This is a genomic window from uncultured Capnocytophaga sp. (assembly GCF_937936315.1).
In the GTDB taxonomy this organism is placed as follows: Bacteria; Bacteroidota; Bacteroidia; order Flavobacteriales; family Flavobacteriaceae; genus Capnocytophaga.
Window position 1 is genome coordinate 144,207 of the sequence record NZ_CALGWU010000057.1, and the last position, 21,304, is coordinate 165,510.

The 21,304-nt window shown below is 39.3% G+C and carries 23 protein-coding genes; 9 read left to right on the forward strand and 14 right to left on the reverse strand.

Annotated features, from left to right (window positions below; translation table 11 throughout):
• Positions 1-62: 62 nt before the first annotated feature.
• The 6 genes from Q0162_RS11540 to Q0162_RS11565 form a co-directional block, all read right to left on the reverse strand.
• A complete protein-coding gene (locus Q0162_RS11540) occupies positions 63-599 on the reverse strand; it encodes an isochorismatase family protein (RefSeq protein WP_297891872.1) in 537 nt (178 codons plus the stop codon).
• Between the two features lie 144 nt (positions 600-743).
• Positions 744-1,811, reverse strand: coding sequence for a TonB-dependent receptor (locus tag Q0162_RS11545; protein ID WP_297891875.1), 1,068 nt, complete (start codon positions 1,809-1,811; stop codon positions 744-746).
• Positions 1,812-1,828: 17 nt separating this feature from the next.
• Positions 1,829-2,515: an anti-sigma factor gene (locus Q0162_RS11550; RefSeq protein WP_297891878.1), complete on the reverse strand. Its 687-nt coding sequence runs from the start codon at positions 2,513-2,515 to the stop codon at positions 1,829-1,831.
• A 2-nt stretch (positions 2,516-2,517) separates the two neighbouring features.
• Positions 2,518-3,057 carry an RNA polymerase sigma factor gene (locus tag Q0162_RS11555; protein ID WP_297891881.1) on the reverse strand — a complete coding sequence of 180 codons (540 nt, stop codon included), beginning with the start codon at positions 3,055-3,057 and terminating at the stop codon, positions 2,518-2,520.
• Between the two features lie 94 nt (positions 3,058-3,151).
• On the reverse strand, positions 3,152-4,153 hold the full coding sequence (locus tag Q0162_RS11560) for an outer membrane beta-barrel protein (RefSeq protein WP_297891884.1): 1,002 nt from the start codon (positions 4,151-4,153) through the stop codon (positions 3,152-3,154).
• Positions 4,154-4,227: 74 nt separating this feature from the next.
• Positions 4,228-4,578, reverse strand: a complete 351-nt coding sequence (locus Q0162_RS11565) for a hypothetical protein (protein WP_297891886.1) — start codon at positions 4,576-4,578, stop codon at positions 4,228-4,230.
• A gap of 234 nt (positions 4,579-4,812) precedes the next feature.
• Here Q0162_RS11565 and Q0162_RS11570 point away from each other — a divergent pair, with 234 nt between their 5' ends.
• Complete coding sequence (locus tag Q0162_RS11570) at positions 4,813-5,418, forward strand: superoxide dismutase (RefSeq protein WP_297891888.1); 606 nt, start codon at positions 4,813-4,815, stop codon at positions 5,416-5,418.
• Positions 5,419-5,625: 207 nt separating this feature from the next.
• Here Q0162_RS11570 and Q0162_RS11575 read toward each other — a convergent pair whose 3' ends face one another.
• Both Q0162_RS11575 and Q0162_RS11580 read right to left on the reverse strand, forming a co-directional pair.
• Positions 5,626-6,069, reverse strand: a complete 444-nt coding sequence (locus tag Q0162_RS11575; RefSeq protein ID WP_297891890.1) for a hypothetical protein — start codon at positions 6,067-6,069, stop codon at positions 5,626-5,628.
• Positions 6,070-6,115: 46 nt separating this feature from the next.
• Positions 6,116-6,400 (reverse strand): hypothetical protein, encoded by a 285-nt coding sequence (locus Q0162_RS11580; RefSeq protein ID WP_297891892.1) that lies wholly within the window; start codon positions 6,398-6,400, stop codon positions 6,116-6,118.
• Positions 6,401-6,507: 107 nt separating this feature from the next.
• Between Q0162_RS11580 and Q0162_RS11585 the strand changes: the two genes are divergently transcribed.
• On the forward strand, positions 6,508-7,476 hold the full coding sequence (locus Q0162_RS11585) for a PAS domain-containing protein (RefSeq protein ID WP_297891894.1): 969 nt from the start codon (positions 6,508-6,510) through the stop codon (positions 7,474-7,476).
• The gene (locus Q0162_RS11590) at positions 7,476-8,180 is read left to right on the forward strand and encodes a bifunctional 2-polyprenyl-6-hydroxyphenol methylase/3-demethylubiquinol 3-O-methyltransferase UbiG (protein WP_297891896.1); all 705 of its coding nucleotides are present in this window, start codon (positions 7,476-7,478) and stop codon (positions 8,178-8,180) included. The genes Q0162_RS11585 and Q0162_RS11590 overlap by 1 nt, the downstream gene beginning before the upstream one ends.
• 38 nt (positions 8,181-8,218) lie before the next feature.
• Here the strand turns inward: Q0162_RS11590 and Q0162_RS11595 are convergent, their stop codons facing one another.
• From Q0162_RS11595 to trpS, 4 genes are read right to left on the reverse strand one after another with little or no spacing between them, the layout of a single operon-like run.
• Positions 8,219-8,851 (reverse strand): 7-carboxy-7-deazaguanine synthase QueE, encoded by a 633-nt coding sequence (locus Q0162_RS11595; protein ID WP_297891900.1) that lies wholly within the window; start codon positions 8,849-8,851, stop codon positions 8,219-8,221.
• Between the two features lie 6 nt (positions 8,852-8,857).
• The gene (locus Q0162_RS11600) at positions 8,858-10,273 is read right to left on the reverse strand and encodes an adhesin (RefSeq protein WP_297891903.1); all 1,416 of its coding nucleotides are present in this window, start codon (positions 10,271-10,273) and stop codon (positions 8,858-8,860) included.
• Entirely contained in the window at positions 10,270-11,232 is a 963-nt protein-coding gene (locus Q0162_RS11605; RefSeq protein WP_297891906.1) for a Gfo/Idh/MocA family oxidoreductase, read from the reverse strand. The genes Q0162_RS11600 and Q0162_RS11605 overlap by 4 nt, the downstream gene beginning before the upstream one ends.
• A 1-nt stretch (position 11,233) precedes the next feature.
• Positions 11,234-12,202, reverse strand: a complete 969-nt coding sequence (trpS, locus tag Q0162_RS11610; protein ID WP_297891909.1) for a tryptophan--tRNA ligase — start codon at positions 12,200-12,202, stop codon at positions 11,234-11,236.
• Positions 12,203-12,362: 160 nt separating this feature from the next.
• Between trpS and miaB the strand changes: the two genes are divergently transcribed.
• From miaB to metF, 5 genes are all read left to right on the forward strand, one after another.
• Positions 12,363-13,811: a tRNA (N6-isopentenyl adenosine(37)-C2)-methylthiotransferase MiaB gene (gene miaB, locus Q0162_RS11615; protein WP_297891912.1), complete on the forward strand. Its 1,449-nt coding sequence runs from the start codon at positions 12,363-12,365 to the stop codon at positions 13,809-13,811.
• A gap of 203 nt (positions 13,812-14,014) precedes the next feature.
• Positions 14,015-14,992: an alpha/beta fold hydrolase gene (locus Q0162_RS11620; protein ID WP_297891915.1), complete on the forward strand. Its 978-nt coding sequence runs from the start codon at positions 14,015-14,017 to the stop codon at positions 14,990-14,992.
• A gap of 35 nt (positions 14,993-15,027) precedes the next feature.
• On the forward strand, positions 15,028-17,439 hold the full coding sequence (gene thrA, locus Q0162_RS11625) for a bifunctional aspartate kinase/homoserine dehydrogenase I (protein ID WP_297891917.1): 2,412 nt from the start codon (positions 15,028-15,030) through the stop codon (positions 17,437-17,439).
• Between the two features lie 39 nt (positions 17,440-17,478).
• Positions 17,479-18,072, forward strand: a complete 594-nt coding sequence (locus Q0162_RS11630) for a GrpB family protein (RefSeq protein ID WP_297891919.1) — start codon at positions 17,479-17,481, stop codon at positions 18,070-18,072.
• Positions 18,050-19,003, forward strand: coding sequence for a methylenetetrahydrofolate reductase [NAD(P)H] (gene metF / locus Q0162_RS11635; protein ID WP_297891922.1), 954 nt, complete (start codon positions 18,050-18,052; stop codon positions 19,001-19,003). The genes Q0162_RS11630 and metF overlap by 23 nt, the downstream gene beginning before the upstream one ends.
• A 35-nt stretch (positions 19,004-19,038) precedes the next feature.
• Here metF and yihA read toward each other — a convergent pair whose 3' ends face one another.
• Positions 19,039-19,638, reverse strand: a complete 600-nt coding sequence (gene yihA / locus Q0162_RS11640; protein ID WP_297891924.1) for a ribosome biogenesis GTP-binding protein YihA/YsxC — start codon at positions 19,636-19,638, stop codon at positions 19,039-19,041.
• A gap of 9 nt (positions 19,639-19,647) precedes the next feature.
• Positions 19,648-20,403: an alpha/beta hydrolase gene (locus Q0162_RS11645; protein WP_297891926.1), complete on the reverse strand. Its 756-nt coding sequence runs from the start codon at positions 20,401-20,403 to the stop codon at positions 19,648-19,650.
• A 296-nt stretch (positions 20,404-20,699) separates the two neighbouring features.
• Here Q0162_RS11645 and Q0162_RS11650 point away from each other — a divergent pair, with 296 nt between their 5' ends.
• Complete coding sequence (locus Q0162_RS11650) at positions 20,700-21,296, forward strand: hypothetical protein (RefSeq protein WP_297891928.1); 597 nt, start codon at positions 20,700-20,702, stop codon at positions 21,294-21,296.
• Positions 21,297-21,304: the final 8 nt, after the last annotated feature.

Genomic DNA, 21,304 nt, shown 5'->3' on the forward strand with positions numbered 1-21,304 from the left:
TAATAAAAAGTTTGGCGAAGTCCTTAGACTTCGCCAAACTTTTTGCTGTTGATAATGTGGTTTTATTTTACTAATCGTGCTATTTCTTTGAATTTAGGGTGCTCGGCAGTACGCAAAAGAGCAAAGAGGGCTGCTTCGGTACTCAAAAGGGTAGCGCCTGCATCGCGGAGCATCGTGAGTCCTATTTGTTTGTTGCTCTCAGTACGCGAAGAAACAGCATCGGCAATTACTGATACTTCATAACCATTGGCAAGCAAATCAATCGCTGTTTGATAGATACAAATGTGAGTTTCAATGCCTATAAGCAGTACTTTTTTGCGTTGATTGTCATAGAGTTGTTGCTGAAACTCTGTATTGTCCCAAGCTGAAAAGCTACTTTTTTTCACTGGAGTTTTAGAGCTTAATAGCTCGGCAATCACGGGGTGAGTCACCCCTAACTTATCGGGCATTTGTTCTACCCAAACTATAGGAAGTTCCAAGTGTTTGCAACCTTCGATAAGGATACTGCTATTGCGCAAAACTTCTTCACTTTGATAAACTATTTGCGATAATTTACCTTGAATATCAAGGATTACTAATTGTGTATTTTCTGTTGTCATTACAATGTTTTTATTGCCGACAAAGGTAATAAAAATTTGCTGATTTGACAATTTATAGACTTTGACAAAGTTTGTGGCACAAAAATTACAAGTTAATTCTGATTGATTATAAAAAATAGGGGCGAGTTGTTTCGCCCCTATTTTTTAATATCCCAAGCGTATTCCTATAGAGAAAGGATATTCGTTTACAGGATTGTTGCGGAAGAGTGGTGCAAGGCTGTAACGCGCGTAAATAGAAAAACTCTTGTATCCCAAGTGTGCTGAGAGTCCATAAATGAACGGGCTAACGTTTAAGTCGTTGCGCATAACTGTTTTATAGATATCACTCCCATTGTTGTATTTAATTTTTTGACTATTGCCAATAGATAGTCCCACATATCCACCAAAACCTGCTCTAAAACTACTATGAACAGGATAGCTTACAAACTTTTTCCCTATTTTAGAAGGTGTAAAATCAAACTCAAAATCTATAGGTACAATGAGATAATTGGTACGCAATTTAGATTTACTGAGTTTGTTAGCGGTATAAGGTACCGATTTTGTCACATCGTTTTCTCTTACAAAGTACTCGCTTTCTTTGAATTTGAGTCCGTTGTACATCCAAGCAATTCCATAGTTGATATGGAATAGATTATTTGCTTTGAGTAATCGGAAGCCTGTAGCCAAACCAACTTCAAACGATCTTGATCCTAATGTTTGAAAACGACTATCACCAAAATTATTATTGCTCATCAAATTATGAAGACCTATAGCTGTATAAAGTTCTACTTGATAAGAAGATCGTTTAGTATTGGGTTTTTTATCTTCTTTAGTATTAAAAATCTTCTCTAATTCTTCCATTGCACGCAAATAGTCCTTAGGTTTATTCACGTTAAGTGTATCAATAGGTTTTACCATAGCATTTGAATCTACTTGCTCACGTATAAGTTTTGCCAAATGCTCAGCCTCGGCAGCGGTTTTTTCTTTGATATTCTTCTCGGTAGTGGCTGTGAGGTCTTCTTTTATCTGTAAGCCCAATTCTTCGGTAATTTTCTTATCTTTAAGCAGTTCATTAACGGCTGAAAGTTTTTTCTTGAGCGTTTCTTTTTCTGAAGAAACTATAGAATCTATTGTGGCTTTGGATTTTTTAATAGCCTCTTCAGAATTATTTTGTGCGGTGATGACGCTTGTCGCCAACAAGCAAGTCATCCATAATAGATGTAATGTTTTCATTTTCTGATACTTGTTTTTTAACTTTTATTATTTGATACGACACGTGTTCCTATTTCTTTGAGTAGCCTTTCAGCTAAGAATTTTACTTTGTCCTTCAGCTGTTCTTTTTCGATAGTATTGAAGGTTTTATCTTGCTGATATTTTTCAGTAACATACTGGTTGAGTTCTGCTTGAGTAGTAGCTACAAGTGCTAAATATTCGGGGGATAGGTGCTGCAAATCGGCAGCCATTTGGATTTCCATCTGCTTGGTGATTCGGCTTTGTATAGCATCGGCGGTATACTGGGTGAAAAGAGTATCTACCGCATTGATATCGATAAGGGTAATCTCCTCTTTTGAGGAAGTAAGATATGGGTCATATTGGCTATTTTTGAGAATTGAGGGGTATGAACTGCACTGGCTGTCTTTAAGAGTTGTAGGCACTATAGGGTGCGGACTGGTTGTAGGCACTGATGACTTTACAACAATGAGTTTTTTTGAGACTTGGAGCTCATCATTGGTTTCAGTGTGTTGTTGCCACAAGTATCCTATTGCAAGGCATAACAGTACCGCAGCTGCCGCAGTGTAATACCACAGTTTCCGCCTCTTTTGCCCAGTTGGCAAGGTTTTACTCTCGGCTAATTGGGCTTCTAATTGTTCCCACAAAGCAGGTGAAGGGTTGATTTTTCTATACCTAAACAGGCATTGTATATTGTCTTTCCACATTTTTAAGCTCTTTTTTTATAAGTTGTTACGTGTTGTTGCAAAAGTTTTTTGGCATACGCCAATTGTGATTTAGAAGTACCTTCGCTGATAGAAAGTTCTTCGGCGATTTGCTTGTGTGAATAGTCCTCAAACACATAGAGGTTGAAAACGGCACGGCAAGTGGTAGGCAATTGGTCTACAAAGGATTGTATTTCGGCATCGCTAAAATTTTCGTTCTCTAAGTAGGCATCATCTACTGTGTCGTAAGTGTCACTCCAGTCGGCAAAGGATAGCTTTTGAGCTTTGCTTCTGAGGAAATCTATACACTCATTCACAGTGATTCGCCGCATCCAAGCGTAGAAATGTTCTTGTTCTTGGTACTTGTTGATATGAGTAAAAATTTTGAAGAAGGCTTTTAGTAGGGCATCTTCGGCAAATTGCAAATCGCTGATGTAGAGCCTGCACACGCTCAACAAAGCAGGAGCGTACTGGTCGTACAGCTGCTTTTGCGCTAAGCGGTTGTTGCTTTGGGCTTTTTCTATAAGATGTTTGTCGATTTGCACTTTGGTAATGGTAAATAATTAATCTCTTTTGCCCTTATAAAAAACGAAGAAAAAGTAAAAAGGTTGGAATTTGATTAGATTTTTTTTCAATTTATCAATTGAGATAAAAACTCACTCCTATTGAAAGAGGGTGTATCTCGGTAGGGGTATGCTGGAAGAGGGGTGCTAAACTATATTTGGCATAGATCGCCAGACCTCCATAGCCTATTTGAGCAGAAACCCCATAAGTGGCTCTATTAGGCTTTAGATTGTTGCGAAGAACGAGTTTGTAATCCTCATCATTTTCTTCATATTTAATTTTTTGAGTAGCATCTATGAGTCCGCCAAAATAACAACCTATTCCTATATGGCTTTCTCTTCTAATTTTCTTTTGCAATTCGATAGGGATAATAAGGTAATGCAAACGTAATTTTGAGCTTTTCAGCGGTTTTTCATAAGGCATTAAGCGCGTGATTTCATTTTCTGTTACAAAATAGTTATCGCCTTTGATTTCAAATCGGTTGTTTTGCCACACCAAGCCTGCACTAATAAAGAGTCGTTGTTTTTTGTTGATGTGTGCTATAAATCCCAAACCTAAATCGGTATGGAGATGAGGTTTAAGTTGATTGTTGTCGCCTATTGCCGTTTGCAAGCCCATTGCCATATATGGTCGAGGTTGTAGTGTTTGGTCGTTGTCACCATATCGCATTCTATTCTTATAAAGCTCTCTTCTTTCTTCTTCGTAAGCCATTTTCAACTCATCGGTGATGAGGCTATCAAGAGTAGTTGTTTTAGGGACAGTATCTATAGCGATTTGAGAGTTTTTTTGCTGTAGTTCAGAGTTCAATTGCAAGGCTTGTTTGTAGTAATGTAGGAGAATGTTTTGCTTGTTAGCCTCGCGGATTTCCTTTGCCATTTGGTCATACTGTTCTGAGGTAATTTTCTCTTTGTCGAACAAGTATCTAAGCAACTCCAATTTATAATACATCTGGTTATCTTCGGCAAGTTTTAAGGAGTCAAACGTATTTCTTGATTTCTGGATAATGTTTTCAAAAGGGGTTTGAGCCCAAAGATGAGGGGCGAGACATAGAGCAATGAGTGATACAATTTGTTTCATAATAAGGATTTATTTGTTTGATTATAAAATAAAAAAGACTTAACAAAAGTGCTAAGTCTCTTTTAATTTTGTTTTTAAAGGGCGGAAGTCATAAAAGTTCCTCTTGAGGTAGCTGTTTTCTTAACTTGTCCGTTTTGTAACAGTTGTATGGTAAGTGTAGAGTTATCATTTACTCCTCTTCCTCCTACTGCTACTTGCATAGGCTCACCTCCTTTGATATCCATTACATAATCTTTAGTGAGAGGTTTTGGACTTGTATCTGTTTCAACTTCACCGGTTGAATATTGAAATACAATAGAGATTACGGTAACTCCTTCAGATTTTAAAATTTTAAGAGCATAACCTGAATCGTCTCCTTTGTTATCACTTTTGCCACAAGCTACCATCGCAAAAATAGCTACTAATAAAAGAATTGTCTTCTTCATTGTTTATCTGTTTTTTAGTTATTAATGGCGCAAAAGTACAAATAATTTGCAAATTAGCAAAATTAACCTTTCCTTTTATTTCAATCCATTAGACCTGAGGTAAGGCGGTTATAACTAAGCGAAATTATTTTTTTCTTATAAAATTATAGCTTTATAAGAAAAATCTATAACTAAAATACTCTTACTCATTTGTTTTTATAGTATCTTTGCTAAAAATTTAAAAAAGAATATATTATGTTTACACTTCCTACATTACCATACTCTTACGACGCTCTTGAACCTCACATTGATGCGCGTACAATGGAAATTCACCACACGAAACACCACAATGCCTATACAACCAACTTAAATGCCGCTTTGGCTCCTGCTGGAGTAGAAGGCAAAAGTATTCAGGAAATTCTTAAAAACCTGGATATGAACAACGCTGCGCTTCGCAACAATGGTGGTGGATTCTACAATCACAATCTTTTTTGGGAAATAATGAGTCCTAATGGCGGCGGCAAACCTACTGGAGAACTCGCTAAAGCAATTGATGAGTCTTTTGGTAGTTTTGAAGGTTTTAAAGAGGCGTTTAGCAAAGCTGCAGCTACTCGTTTTGGCTCAGGCTGGGCTTGGCTTTGTGTTCACAAAGGCGGCAAAGTAGAGATTTGCTCTACTGCAAATCAAGATAATCCGTTGATGCCTAACACAGGTTGTGGCGGTTTCCCCATCTTAGGATTAGACGTATGGGAACACGCTTACTACTTAAATTATCAAAACCGTCGTCCTGATTATATCGAAGCGTTTTTTAATGTAATCAACTGGGCGAAAGTTGCTGAACTTTACAACACTCATAAGTAGTAACTAACTTAACAAATATCCAAAAAGCAAATATTCAAAGCCTCCTGAGAAATTGGGAGGCTTTATTTTTTTATATTTTAAAAACAAATATGACTAAAAAAGGGTTGTATCCACAATAATATGAGCAATAGAACGCGTTTAGCAATATGAGGTAGCACTTCTTCCATAGTTATAATGATTTTAAAGAACAAATATACATCTTTTTGATTACATAGGTAAGGTAGTAGCTTTTTTCTTTTCTAATATTTCTGTTACTACATCTTCACTAAATAAAAAGAATGATATACTTATCAAAAAAAACAGAATTGTTAGTATTATAGAAGCTGTATTGCTACCCAAAAACTTAGGTTTTTCTTTTTTAACAATTCGTATTCCCTTACCACTTCTATTGTATTTAAAGTGAAAGAAAATCACCAGAAGTATTGTTATACTTAGTACTTGAAAACGACCTAAAGTATAACCGAAAAAATATGCCAATCCTATATTAAGTAAAGAATTGACTATTAAAGCAAATAAAGATCCTAACATCCAAACAGTATTTGAATCTGAGAAAGTATAAGGCAAAAACTTCACATTAAAAAGATAAATATAATAATAAAGCACGTTCATCATTTGCTGTAATTTCATAAAAATAATTCTATATAGTTTCATTAGCTTCAGAAGGTTTTATATTTACTCTTTCTTATCAATTTATTAGCTATAGCAAAGCTAACGCTCCTAACAGTAACAACAATAGTGGAATAGCCATTACTATATTTGCTATAGCACAACCTCGCTCTCGCTTCTGCGACAAAAAATAAGCCTCTATCACCAAAAATATACCATAAAGTCCACAAAATAATCCTATCCAAAAGGCAAATACAAATATATCACCTGTCGCACAAGAACTTTTACTATTGAATATAGAGATAGGTATGAATGACAATATCCATACTAAAATTAATAAAACCAAACGCTGCCCTATATGAATGAACTCTTTCATAACGTTATTTTTTAAGGTACAAATATACATCTTTTTTTGATTTGCTAATCAACAAATTAGTAAATTAGCAAATTATTTCATACCTTTGCCTCCTAAAATATTTTTTTATGGAACAAACTTTACCTGCAGGACATCCTGTGCATACCTATATGCTTGAAGCTGACCTTATTTACTCATTAATGGACGAGCTCCTTGGCATAGACCCTCATACCGACTATCAGAAATTCTACAACGTGTTCAACCATTTGGCAACCGTAGAAAAACACTTTGCTCGCAAGGAAAACCAGCTTTTCCCTTTCTTGGAAAAATGCGGCTGGACAAACCCTTCACAAAATATGTGGTCTTTCCACGATACTATTCGCGATATCTTCCGCTTGGTGCGCAAAAACTTAGAAGAAAAAGATTTTGATGCAGCACAAACTAACGTACGCTATATCGAAGATAACTTGGGTCGCTTGTTGAATGTAGAAGCTAATATCCTCTTCCCTAATGCTTTGCAGTTGCTCACTGAAGAAGATTGGATTGAAATGCGCAAAGGTGAGGAAGAAATAGGCTGGATGCTAAAAGAAGAACCTGCCCCTTACCCTAACAACAACCCCAATGAGCCTGTATATGTACACCCTTCAATGGATACCGAACGTCGCACCGATGTTAAATTCGATGATGCTGCTGCCCATTATGATGAGGGCTATATGACCATTGAACAGGTGAACCTCTTGCTCAAAACCCTCCCTATTGATATTACTTTTGTGGATGAACACGACCGCGTAATTTTCTACAACCGCGGCGAAGAACGCGTATTCCCTCGCAGTGCGGGTATCATAGGGCGCGAAGTAAAATTCTGTCACCCTCCTAAGAGTGTAGGCACAGTACTCAAAATTGTAGAGAACTTCCGTGCAGGCACACAAAACGAAGCTAATTTCTGGTTCAATTATCGCGGTCGTCTTATTTATGTGCGTTACTTTGCTGTACGCGACAAGGATAAGAACTACAAAGGCGTAATTGAAATGTCGCAAGACATCACCGATATTCAAAAAATAGAAGGTGAACGCCGCCTATTAGAATGGGATAACTAATGAAAGACTTATTTGGACAAGCTATTTTAGATTATCAGCAAGGGCAATATACTGAAGATATCAAAACGGAAACTACTATTTCCGAAGAAGATGTATTGCCCTTGCCTTATTTGTTTCGCTCCTTTGAACAGATGCCTGCATTAGAGCAAAAAGCTCTACAAATGGCAAAAGGAAAAATATTAGAAGTAGGCTGTGGAGCAGGCTCTCACGGTCTCTATTTGCAGAATGAACGCAAACTTGAAGTACATTCTATCGACCTATCGCCTAAGGCTATTGAGGCTTGCCAATTGCGAGGCTTGCGCAACGCCCAAGTGCAGAATGTATTGGAAACAACAGGGCAGTACGACACGATTCTTTTGCTAATGAATGGCGCAGGTATATGCGGACGGCTTAAAAAAATGGGCGCTTTCTATGCCCACCTCAAAACACTCTTAGCTCCAAACGGACAAATCCTCACCGACTCTTCTGATATTATCTATATGTTCGATGAAAACCCCGATGGCAGTTATGATGTACCGCTCTATTTTGATTATTACGGAGAAGTGGATTACGTGGTGAAGTACAAGGGACAGAAAGAAAAACCTTTCCCGTGGATGTATGTAGATTACAATACTTTGCAGAATGTAGCTATTTCAGTAGGGTTAGAATGCGAACTTATCGCCGAAGGTGAACACTTTGATTACCTTGCTAAATTAGTAAATTAGTAGCAATCTGTCCCCTGAGACCTGTCACCTAACACCTATCACCTAATATCAAGGTATTTATGCATTTGCAAGGAGGCTTTCCACTGAGGGTGAGCCATTACATAATCTACAATTTTAGGCATTGCCACAGCGCGTTTGCTCCACTCGGGTTGAAGGTATAGCAAGCAATCTGGTGATACTTGTGCAGCCATTTCTTCGGCGAAAAGGAAGTCATTATTATTATAAATCACCATTTTCAGCTCATTAGCTTTTTGAAGAACGTCCCCCACGGGGCGTTTTATTTTTTTAGGAGAGAGGCATATCCAATCAAAAGTACCTGATAAGGGGTGAGCTCCCGAAGTTTCAATATGAGTGCGCGCCCCTGAGGCTCTCAGTTTTTCGGTAAGAAGATCTAAATTCCACATCAAGGGTTCTCCTCCCGTGATAATCATAGTTTTGGAGTGTGTTAAGGCATCGGTTACAATAGTATCTACAGGCACTAAAGGGTGTGCTTCGGCAGCCCAACTTTCCTTTACATCACACCAATGACAACCTACATCACAACCGCCTAAACGGATGAAGTAAGCGGCAGTTCCTTTGTAGAAACCTTCACCTTGTAAGCTGTAAAAAGCCTCCATCAGGGGGAGAATCTCCCCCTTCTGTAAGGCTACTTGTGTATTTTTATCTAACATCTAAAATTAATCGTAATTGGCAACATCCAAAATCCAAGGATCGGGGATTTCGGTATTTTCGCGTATTTCGTCAACCTTTTTCACTGCATCTTCATATCTATCGTAACGAGCCACATAAATGAAGTTTAGCACTTGGTCACGGTTGTAATACACTTGGGCATCATAACCCCATTTTTTCATTTCTTCCACCCTATTGTTCACATTGTTGATATTGAGGAATACCCCTACAATCACGTAATATCCTTTTTCAGTATCTTTAGCGGTAAGTTTGGTTACACGAGTACTACGGTGCAATTGGGTAATCTCTTTAGGGTTGTTCTCTATCTCCAAAGCAGTGAGAAACAGATAATAACGGTCGCGACTACGGGTATAACTCAAATCTAATGAAGTAGCGTTGTTAGGAATGAGATATTGGTTGTCGTTCTTTATATCTATACGGAAGATATCAAACCCTAAAGTGTTTTCACTGTTAGGTTTGCGTGTTTTCACCATCTCATCATTATAGGTAATGGCACTGCTAAAAAAGTTTTGATTAGGGCGCAATTTGGTTTCCAAAGAAGTTGTTTTACCACTTGCAGGTACCCCTATAGCCACATTATCACCCGTCATATTAAAGTCGCCTTCAAGGGTTACTCCCATAATACGAGTTTTGAAATCACCTGCTTCAGGAGTTTTAAATCCACTAAAGGTGAAAGTTTTAGCAGCATCATTAGTAATAGCCGAAAAACCATCGTAGGTAATTACTTTTTTGATATTGCTATTGGCATTTTCATAAACTATCACTAACGCCCAACCTGCAGCCGAACCTCCTTCTACTTGCCCCAAGGCTGCCTTTACATTGGCAACAGTATATTCTCCTTCTATAGTATTTGCCGATGATAATATACTGGTTACATTGGCGTAATACACATAAGGAGCCGAGTTTTTCAAATCGGAATCAGTGCGACCATCAAATATCAATTCACCATCTATAGGCATATAATTGCTGCTATTAGGAGTTTTGAGCAACACGCTGCTAGCATCTTCTCTATTAGCATCGGTGATAGTGTTTTTACTACCTTTTAGCTGTCCTTTAGCATACGGATAAGTAGCCGACCAGTACAAAGCTGCATAAGCGACTTTGCCTCCTCCTACACCTTCGTACGCAAAGTTGGCACTACTAGAGGAAAACGTACTGGGGTCGCTATCAATATCAATGTATTGCATATCAAACTCATCGTTGAGTTTGGCTTTAGGGCTACGATCGTTGTAAGGTTCATTGGGGGAATTGCGTTTCTCATTTCGGTTGAGAATGTTATTTCCTATGATTTTGATATCCCCTTTGATAAAAGTTTCATAGCGGATTTTGAAATCGGTAGTAGATTGTGCCATTGATAGTGGGCTCACTACTACACAAATTAAGAGCGTAATGAGTTGTTTCATAGACTTACAATTTGTTTGGCTATTCTAAGGGCTTCAGTGCCTTGTTCGAGGGTAACCATAGGAGTTGTATCGTTTTCTATAGCATCGGCAAAGCTCTCAAGTTCGTCTAAAATAGCGTTGTTATTATGTATTTCAGGGTATTCAAAATAAATTTGGCGACGTTCTCCTTCCGCATTTTGCAATATCATATCAAAATCACCAGCTACTTCGGGTGCATCTTTCATTTTCACTACTTCTACTTTTTTCTCTAAAAAGTCTACCGAAATATAAGCATCTTTTTGGAAAAAACGGCTTTTGCGCATATTCTTCATAGAGATACGACTGGCGGTGATATTGGCTACACAACCGTTCTCAAACTCCAAGCGCGCATTACTAATATCGGGTGAATGACTGATAACCATTGTACTACTTGCCGAAATGTGTTTCACTTTTGATTTTACAACGCTCAAAATCACATCGATATCGTGAATCATCAAGTCGAGTACTACAGGCACATCGGTACCACGAGGGTTGAACTCTGCCAAGCGGTGTGCCTCGATGAACATAGGGTTGTGAATTTGGTCACGTACTGCTATAAAGGCAGGGTTAAAACGCTCTACGTGACCCACTTGTCCTTTCACGTGATGTTCCTTGGCAAGGGCGATAATCGCTTCAGCTTCTTCTACTGTAGTAGCGATAGGTTTTTCGATAAAGAGGTGTTTGCCCGCTTTGATAATCTTTTCGGCGCACACAAAGTGGTTGAGAGTAGGAGTTACTACATCCACCATATCACATTCGGCAATAAGGGCTTCCATACTATCAAAACGCTTGTAACCGAACTCTTCGCTTACTTTTTGAGCGTTAGCTTCATCGGGGTCGTAAAAACCTACGAGTTCATATCTATCCGATTGGTTGAGCAATCGCAAATGTATCTTTCCTAAATGTCCTGCACCGAGGACGCCAGCTTTTAATTTTGTCATTTTAATATCCTATTTTAGCTCGTACCCTGCGCAAGGTTTCATCGGCTACGCGGTGTGCTTTGGCAGCACCTTCTTTGAGGATGGCATCGAGTTCATCTAAATGCTCCATATAGTAATTGTAGCGTTCACGTGGGGTAGCAAATTTTTCTAATATCAGTTCGTAGAGGGCTTGTTTGGCACTGCCAAAACCATAACCTCCAGCGCGGTAAGCAGCTTCCATCGTTTGTATTTGCTCATCCGAAGCCAATAGGCGGTAGAGGCGCATTACGTTGCAAGTATCGGGGTCTTTAGGAGCTTCCAAAGGCGTACTATCCGTAGGGATTGCCATTATTTGCTTGCGAAGTTGCTTTTCGGGCAAGAAAATATTGATGAAGTTGTTGCGTGATTTACTCATTTTCTCACCATCGGTACCAGGGATAATCATTATTTTTTCCTCTATTTTAGCTTGTGGTAATACAAAGGTTTCGCCCATTTGATGATTGAAACGAGAAGCCACATCGCGGGTAATCTCAAGGTGTTGCAATTGGTCTTTACCTACAGGTACGACCTCAGCATCATACAAGAGTATGTCGGCAGCCATCAGCATAGGGTAAGTAAAGAGTCCCGCGTTCACATCTTGCAAATAGTCCATTTTGTCTTTAAATGAATGAGCAAGTGTGAGGCGTTGGTAAGGGAAAAAGCACGCTAAATACCACGAAAGTTCAGCAGTTTGAGGTACGTCGCTCTGGCGGTAGAAAGTAACTTTGTTTGTGTCCAAACCAAAAGCTAACCAAGTGGCAGCGACGCTATAAGTATTGGCACGAAGAAGTGCGCCGTCTTTTATTTGAGTGAGAGAGTGCATATCGGCAATGAACAGAAAAGATTCATTAGCAGGATCTGACGCCATTTGCACTGCGGGGAGTATAGCCCCAAGAATATTCCCCAAATGAGGGGTACCGGTACTTTGAATACCTGTTAAAACACGAGCCATTGTTTTAGTTAAGAATTAAAAGTTAAGAGTTATTAGAGCGCAAAGGTAATAAATATTTTAGAAATAGCAAAATAGCTATTAGTCCTCTTTTGCTACTTATCAATTGCTAATTATCAATTGTTTTGTATCTTTGCGCCCTCAATCAAGTAAGAAAACCTCTATGGGTAAAGAAATAGACGAAAGTAAACAAGGGCAAAGCCTTGTGCTACAGGCTGATAACAACAATACTAAAAAACTATACATCGAGAGTTATGGATGCCAAATGAATTTCTCCGACAGTGAGATTGTAGCTTCTATCCTCTCTAAAGTAGGTTATAATACTACTGATACTGTTGATGATGCCGATTTGGTGCTCATCAACACCTGTTCGGTACGCGAAAAGGCGGAACAGACCATTCGCAAGCGCTTGGAACAGTTCAATGTGTACAAACGCAAGAAACCGACGATGAAAGTGGGCGTATTGGGTTGTATGGCTGAAAGGGTAAAACACGCTTTCCTTGAAGAGGAAAAAATCGTGGATATGGTGGTAGGTCCTGATGCTTATAAAGATTTGCCTAACCTCCTTGAAGAAGTAGAAGAAGGTCGCGAGGCGGTGAATGTAATTCTCTCTAAAGATGAAACTTATGCTGATATTGCGCCTATCCGCCTCAATAGCAATGGAGTAACTGCTTTTGTATCTATCACACGTGGTTGCGACAATATGTGCACTTTTTGTATTGTGCCTTTCACTCGCGGACGTGAGCGCAGCCGCGACCCCTATTCTATCCTCAACGAAATCGCTGATCTCCAAGCACGTGGCTTTAAAGAGGTGACTCTCTTAGGGCAAAATGTAGATAGTTACTTATGGTATGGCGGCGGACTCAAAAAGGATTTTAGCAAAGCAAGTGAGATGCAACAAGCTACTGCTATCAACTTCGCCAAACTCCTTGATATGGTGGCAACAGCTCAGCCTGAAATGCGTATCCGTTTTTCTACTTCTAATCCGCAGGATATGACCCTTGATGTGATTGACACAATGGCGAAACATCCTAATATCTGCAAATATATTCACCTGCCAGTACAGAGCGGAAGCAATCGCATTCTCAAAGCAATGAACCGCCTGCACACTCGCGAAGAGTACTTCACACTCATCGATAGCATACGTGAACGCATCCCTGAATGTGCCATTTCGCAAGATATGATTGCTGGTTTCCCTACCGAAACTGAAGAAGATCACCGCGATACACTTTCGCTAATGGAATATGTGAAGTACGATTTTGGGTTTATGTTTGCTTATTCTGAGCGCCCTGGTACGTTAGCCGCTCGCAAAATAGAAGATGATGTGCCAGAAGAAGTGAAAAAACGCCGTCTTGCCGAAATCATCGACTTGCAACAAAAACACAGTTTATACCGCACTCAAGCTCAAGTAGGTAAGGTTGTTGAAGTACTCATCGAGGGAACTTCTAAAAAATCAGCTGATGAATGGATGGGACGCAACACTCAAAACACTGTAGTTGTATTCCCTAAAGAAAATTATAAAGTAGGTGATTTTGTACTTGTAGAAGTAACAAATTGCACCTCAACAACCCTTATAGGAAAAGCGATAGGAATTAGCGATAAACGACAATAAAAAAAGGCTGCCTAATTAGGCAGCCTTTTTTTATTTAGAGATTATTAGCAATTTTAAACAATTCATTGTCAAAAACTTGCTTTATAAGGAAAAACTTCTTACTTTTGCCCCGCTCAAATTATATACACAAAGCGCATCACCTTTGAAATAGAAATATTTTCTATTTAAGATAATATTCGTAAAAATATTTACTATAATATTCTATGCCTGATATCCTACATTACACTCTTACTGATTTCGTTACCTCTTATGGGGTGCGCATTCCCTCACTTAGGTTATATTACCAATGTTTTGGCTTACCGCTAGGAGAAGCGCCCGTGGTAGTGGTAAATCACGCTTTTACAGGCAATTCACAAGTAACGGGTGAAAACGGCTGGTGGAAAGAAGCTATTGGTGAAGGGAAGTTGATAGATACCCTTAAATACACAGTAGTAGCTTTTAATATCCTAGGCAATGGTTTTGGAGCACGCGAAGAAGATATGATTTCTAATTATGAGCATTGGGCGGGTATAGATGTAGCGCGTATTTTCAACCAAGGGCTCACCGAGCATTTAGGTCTCAATGAAGTGTTTGCTCTCGTAGGGTGCTCGTTAGGAGGCGGTATTGCTTGGGAAATGGCAGCCCTCGCCCCTACCCTTTTCAAAGAACTCGTAATTGTAGCTGCCGATTGGAAAGCAACCGACTGGATTATTGGTAACTGCCTCTTGCAAGAGCAGATACTCAAAAACTCTACACACCCCTTGCACGATGCACGTCTCCACGCGATGTTGTGTTACCGCACGCCTCAATCGTTGAAACTGAAATTTGAGCGCACTACTAACATTCCGTTGCAGTTGTACAATGTAGAAACGTGGCTTTTGCACCACGGCGAGAAGCTGCACAAACGCTTTTCACTCTCTGCCTACAAACTGATGAACCAATTGGTAAAAACAATAGATATTTCTAAAGAACGCGGTAGTTTTGCCGAGGCTGTAGCGCCTATCACTGCCCATATTACCATTGTAAGCACCGATTCCGATTTATATTTTGTGCCTCAAGAGAACCGAGATACTGTAACTGAACTCCGCGAAATGGGCAAACCCGTAGACTATTACGAAATCCACTCAGTACACGGTCACGATGCTTTCCTAATAGAACACAAACAGTTAGAACAGTATTTAAAGAAAGTGTTTGTTAGGTAAGAGATAAGAATTTGTTAATTGTTAATTGTCATAAGATGAAGATATTAAAATTTGGTGGAAAATCACTTGCCAATGACGGCATTGAAAAGGTGATTGATATTATCATTACTTCACATAAAGAACCTCTATCAGTAGTAGTTTCAGCGCGAGGCAACACTACCGATGAATTAGAGGCTTTGCTCGAAAAAGCAAGTAGAGGTGAGGACTATACTGTCGACTTTCAACAGCTGAAAGACGAACAACTATATGACCCTCGTGTGTCGTTTGAGTCCGAATTTCAGTTGCTCGAAAAACTTCTTGAAGGCGTTTCGCTACTAAAAGACTACAGCCCTAAAACCAAAGATTTGGTATTGGCACAAGGTGAACTAATGTCGGCTAAACTTGTGGCAGCACTACTCCAGCGCAAGGGCTTGGAAAGTACCTTTGTAGATAGCCGTGAAATCTTCAAAACTGATGCGGTGGTGGGCAATGCACAAATCATCAACTCAGTATCCGAAAAACTCACCCGCGACTGCTTTGCAAGCATCCCTCCTAATTGTGTGGCAGTGGTTACAGGCTTTATCGCTTCCACCGAAAAAGGCGACACTACTACCTTGGGGCGCAATGGCAGTAACTATTCGGCAGCGCTTTTGGCTAACTACCTCAACGCTTCTGAACTGCAAAACTACACCCACGTTGATGGTATCTTCACTGCCAATCCTGAGTTAGTACCCGAAGCCAAAATTATACGCCATCTTTCTTACGAAGAAGCCAATGAATTAGCTAACTTTGGAGCTTCTATACTCCACGCCAAAACCATTATCCCACTCATTGAAAAAGGCATTCCGTTGCGTATCAAAAACACTTTCAACAGTGAAGACGCCGGCACACTCATTCACCAAGAAAGCGTGCAAGAGGGCATCAAATCAATTTCGGTAATTAAAGACAATGCCCTTATCGTGATGGAAGGTCGCGGACTCTTGGGCAAAGTGGGCGTAGATGCGCGTATTTTTAAAGCACTCGCACAAAAAGGTATCAGTGTGAGTATCATCTCGCAAGGGTCATCGGAGCGCGGGGTAGGCTTGGTAGTAGCTTCAAAAGATGCAAAACTTGCCAAAGCTGCTATAGACGAGGAATTCTCACACGATTTCTACACCAATGATGTGAGCAGTGTGAGCATCGTAGAAGATGTAGCTGTAATTTCTATCGTAGGACAACCGCTTGCTACTTTCCATCACCCTTATAACGCTTTAATACGCAACCAAATCGTTCCTTTGCTCATCAACAATGCCGTAACGGGTAGAAACGTGAGTTTGGTACTCAAAACCGAAAACCTCCACAAGGCACTGAACGTAATTCACGGTGAAATCTTTGGGGTTTCACGCCGTATCAACTTGGTAATCTTTGGTAAAGGTACCGTAGGAGCTACTCTCATCGACCAAGTGATTGCTGCACACGACAATATACTCCACCGCAAGAATATCAGTTTGCGCATTGTTGCGATTGCTAATTCACAACAGCTACTCACCAATGCAAAAGGAATTAATAACAATTGGCGCTCTACCTTCGATAAAGAAGCCGTGCCTTATAGCTTCGACACTCTGCAAGCCTTTGTAGATAAAAATCACTTAGAGAACCTCATCGCCGTAGATGTAACTGCCAGCAAAACCTTTGTAGATAACTATATTCTGCTTATCAAGAGCGGTTACGACTTGGTTTCTGCTAATAAGATAGCAAATACTATTTCATTTGACTTTTACCAAGAACTGCGGAAAACTCTCAAACAACACCAAAAAACTTATCTCTACGAAACCAATGTAGGGGCAGGCTTACCACTGATAGACACTATTCGCCTCTTGCACCATTCAGGTGAGAATATTACGCGTATTAAGGGAATTTTCTCAGGAACGCTCAGCTATCTGTTCAATACTTTTTCAGCAGAAAATAAGCCGTTTAGCGAGGTGCTCCAACACGCTATCAACAGTGGCTATACCGAACCCGACCCTCGTGAAGACCTTTGTGGTAATGATGTAGGGCGCAAACTGCTCATTTTAGCCCGCGAACTCGATTTAGGTAATGAGTTCAGCGATGTGAAAATACAAAACCTTATCCCCGAACATTTGAGAGAAGGCTCAGTGCAAGACTTTTTGCAACGTTTAGACGAGTTCAATGCCCCATATCAGCAAATCAAAGAATCGCAAGCCCCCGACCACGTACTGCGTTATGTAGGTGACCTTCATGGCGACTTAGCTTCTACTGAAACAGTACAGTTAGACGTATCGTTAGTATCCGTTCCGCGCAACAGTGCCCTCGGTCAGGTAAAAGGTGCTGATTCTATCTTTGAGATTTACACCGAATCTTACGGTGATAACCCTATCGTGATACAAGGTGCAGGAGCAGGCGCTTCAGTAACCGCTCGCGGAGTTTTTGGAGATATTTTAAGATTAGCAGAGAAGAGTAGGTTTTAGGTGTCAGGTTTCAGGTGTTAGGAGACAGGTGTTAGGACTATGAATCAAGAAGAAAATCCTTTGTTACAAATGTCGTTGCAGGAATTGTGGCAACTGTTCCCTATCAATCTTACACAACACAACCCATTGTGGAAAGAATGGTATGAGGAAGAACACAGTTTTCTTTTAAAACAATTACCCTCTAACGAAGTGGTACGGCTAAGCCATATAGGTAGTACTGCTGTGGAAGGGATACAAGCTAAACCTATTGTAGATATGTTATTAGAAGTGAAGAAAGACAGTTCATTTCAGACATTAAAAGAAGCTATATTACAATTGGGGTATTTATGTATGAATGAAACAAACGATAGGATTTCTTTTAATAAAGGCTATACTGTTAATGGGTTTGCAGAACGTGTATTTCACTTGCACTTGCGTTATGAAGGCGATAATGACGAACTCTATTTTCGCGATGAACTACAAGCACACCCCTCAGTAGCCAAAGACTATGAAACACTTAAATTGTCTCTTTGGAAGCCTTTCCAGCACGACCGAGATGCTTATACCGCTCACAAAACAGACTTTATAAAACGATATACACTGATAGCAAAAGAAGAATTTAAAGGAAAATATGAAAATAACAGACCATATTAAGAATGCCAAAGGAAAAACACTCTTCTCCTTTGAAGTAGTACCTCCTAAAAAGGGAAATAATATTGAAGAATTATACCAAAACATAGACCCCTTAATGGAGTTCAACCCTCCGTTTATAGATGTAACTACCTCACGCGAGGAATATTATTACATTGAACACCCCAATGGACTATTGGAAAAAAAAGTAACCCGTATGCGCCCTGGTACGGTGGGTATTTGTGCGGCTATTCAGCATAAATATAAGGTAGATACTGTGCCACACGTGCTTTGTGGTGGTTTTTCAAAAGAAGAAACAGAGTACCTTTTGGTAGATTGCCTCTACTTAGGTATTGACAACGTAATGGCTTTGCGTGGTGATGCGATGAAAGAACAACGCTACTTTCAGCCTACTGAGGGCGGACATACCTACGCTACCGAACTTGTTACTCAAATCAGCAATTTGAACAAGGGGATTTACCTCAACGGCATTGCTGCCGATCATAAGGCTAATTTCTGTATAGGGGTAGCAGGTTACCCTGAAAAACACATTGAAGCCCCCTCACTCACCTCGGACTTGGCGCGCCTAAAAGAAAAGGTAGATGCTGGTGCCGACTATGTAGTAACACAGATGTTTTTTGACAATCAGAAGTATTTTGAGTTTGTAGAGAAAGCCAAAGAAGCAGGCATCAATGTGCCTATTATCCCTGGTATTAAACCTATTGCTATTAAAAAGCACCTCAACCTACTGTCACAAGCCTTTAAAATAGATTTCCCCGAAGAGCTCATCAAAGCAGTGGAATCCTGCAAGAACAATAATGAGGTAAAACAAGTGGGTATAGAGTGGGCTATACAGCAGAGCAAAGAGCTGAAAGCTGCAGGCGCACCCGTATTGCATTATTATTCTATGGGAAAATCGGATAATATAGTGAAAGTAATATCAGAAGTATTCTAATTAGATAAGAGATAAGAAATTGTACTTTTTATCTCTTATTTTTTTATTTCTTCATTGATTTGTTCGATGTAATGGGTTAGTTCTTCTTTGCCGGTTTTGTTTTCGGCTGAAGTGATGAAGTAAGGCGGAAATTCTTCCCAAGTTTCGAGGAGTACTTGTTGATAAGCAGCTATATTGCGTTCAATTACCAAAGGTTTGAGTTTATCGGCTTTGGTGAAGATTATAGCGAATGGAATGTTATGTTCGCCTAACCATTGCATAAACTCTACATCTATCTTCTGAGGTTCGTGGCGCACATCTACTAATACAAATGCGCATACCAATTGTTGTCGCTCCTCAAAATATTTAGTAATAAATTGCTGAAATACCTTTTTAGTTTCTTTGGACACTCTTGCATACCCATAACCAGGGAGGTCTACTAAAAACCAACTATTGTCTATTTTGAAATGGTTGATGAGTTGGGTTTTCCCTGGACGACCCGAAGTTTTAGCTAAATTTTTGTGATTGGTAAGCATATTGATGAGCGATGACTTTCCAACATTGGAGCGCCCTATAAAAGCATACTCGGGTAAGTTTTCCTTGGGGCACTTGCTCACCTGAGAGTTACTCATCACAAATTCAGCTTTTTTTATCATAATTATTTTTTATCTACTTTCTAACCAAGTGTTTAAAATTTCATTAAACTCTTGGGGGTGTTCCATCATTGGGGCGTGCCCACATTTGTCTATCCAATGCAGTTCGGAATTAGGTAACAGTTCGTGGAATTCTTCAGCTACTTTAGGAGGGGTTACATTGTCATTTTTACCCCAGATAAGGCAAGTAGGGGTTTCCATTTTAGGCAAATCTTTTGCCATATTGTTGCGGATAGCACTTTTAGCGAGAGCCAAAGTTTTGAGGAGTTTAGAACGATCGGAGATATTAGCAAATACGTCATCTACAATTTCTTTAGTAGCTACGGCAGGGTCGTAGAACACCTCTTCGCATTTCTTTTTGATAAAATCGTAATCACCACGGCGTGGATAGCCATCGCTCATTGCGTTTTCATATAAGCCAGAGCTGCCTGTAAGTATAAGCCCTAAGATATTTTTAGGATGTACTTTGGTATAGAGTAGGCCTACGTGTCCTCCTAATGAATTTCCTAATAGAAAGACTTTTTCAAACTTTTTATGTTTGATAAATTTATGGATATATTTTGCCAAATTTTTTACTGAGGTAGTAAGTAACGGCATAGAGAAGAGAGGCAGTTCTGGGACTACCACTTTATATTTTTTGGAAAAAAAAGAAACTACTTCTTCAAAATTACTAAGCCCTCCCATCAAGCCGTGCAAGATAATAATAGGAGTACCTTCACCTTTTTCTATGTATGAAAATTTACCTTCCTTTTTTACTTCTATTGTCATTGGATTTTATCAAAATTTTTTTTGAACTACAAAGGTAATATTTTTATTTCTATTTACACACAGGAAAGTGAAAATATTTTTAACTATATTTTGTAAGCGACTGTTTATTAATGAAATACGATTTATAAAGACAAAGAAAAAAGAGTGTTTTTTTGGAGGTAGAAAATAAAAACAAGTACAGCTGAGGTATATCACACTAAAATGTTAAAGTATTGTTAATGTTTAAAGGATATTGTGGTCGTTTATAACATTTGTATTATCTTTGCGACTATTAAAATCATTTAAAATATTTAATTATGATGGATTTTCTAAAGAATCTTCAGAATATGATGGGAGGATCAGCTGAAGATATACAAAAACAAATGGAACAAATGCAAGAGCAAATGAATGCTGCTATGGGGGGTAATGGAAAAAGAGGTTGGCAACCCGATGAAGGTGTGTATTACGCTAAGGGTGAGTATGACAATGCTGTAGAATACAACAATGAAATTGTGTGTATTACCAATGGTTGCTTGGATGAAATGGAAGAAATGAATGAGGCTATGGATAATAATGACTTCAACCGTGCAGAGGAAGTGCGTTTGCAGTGGATTGAAGACCTTGTGACTTTCAAAGAAGAAGCACGCAAACTTGGTGCTTACAAAGGTGACACTTCGTTACTTGAAGCTGCTATTAAATTCTTTGACAATTACGACGTTTTGATGAAAGATGGTTACAAAACCCTTATTCAAATGCGTTTAAAAGGTTTAAGAGGTACTCCTGAGGAGCAAGCTCAACTGAAGAAAAACAATGCCTTCATACAAAAATTTACTGATAAATTCAATGAGGTAAGTGATGAGTTTATAGAGCGCTATGAAGACGAAGAAGAAGATGATGATGACGACGACGAATAAAAAAAGCT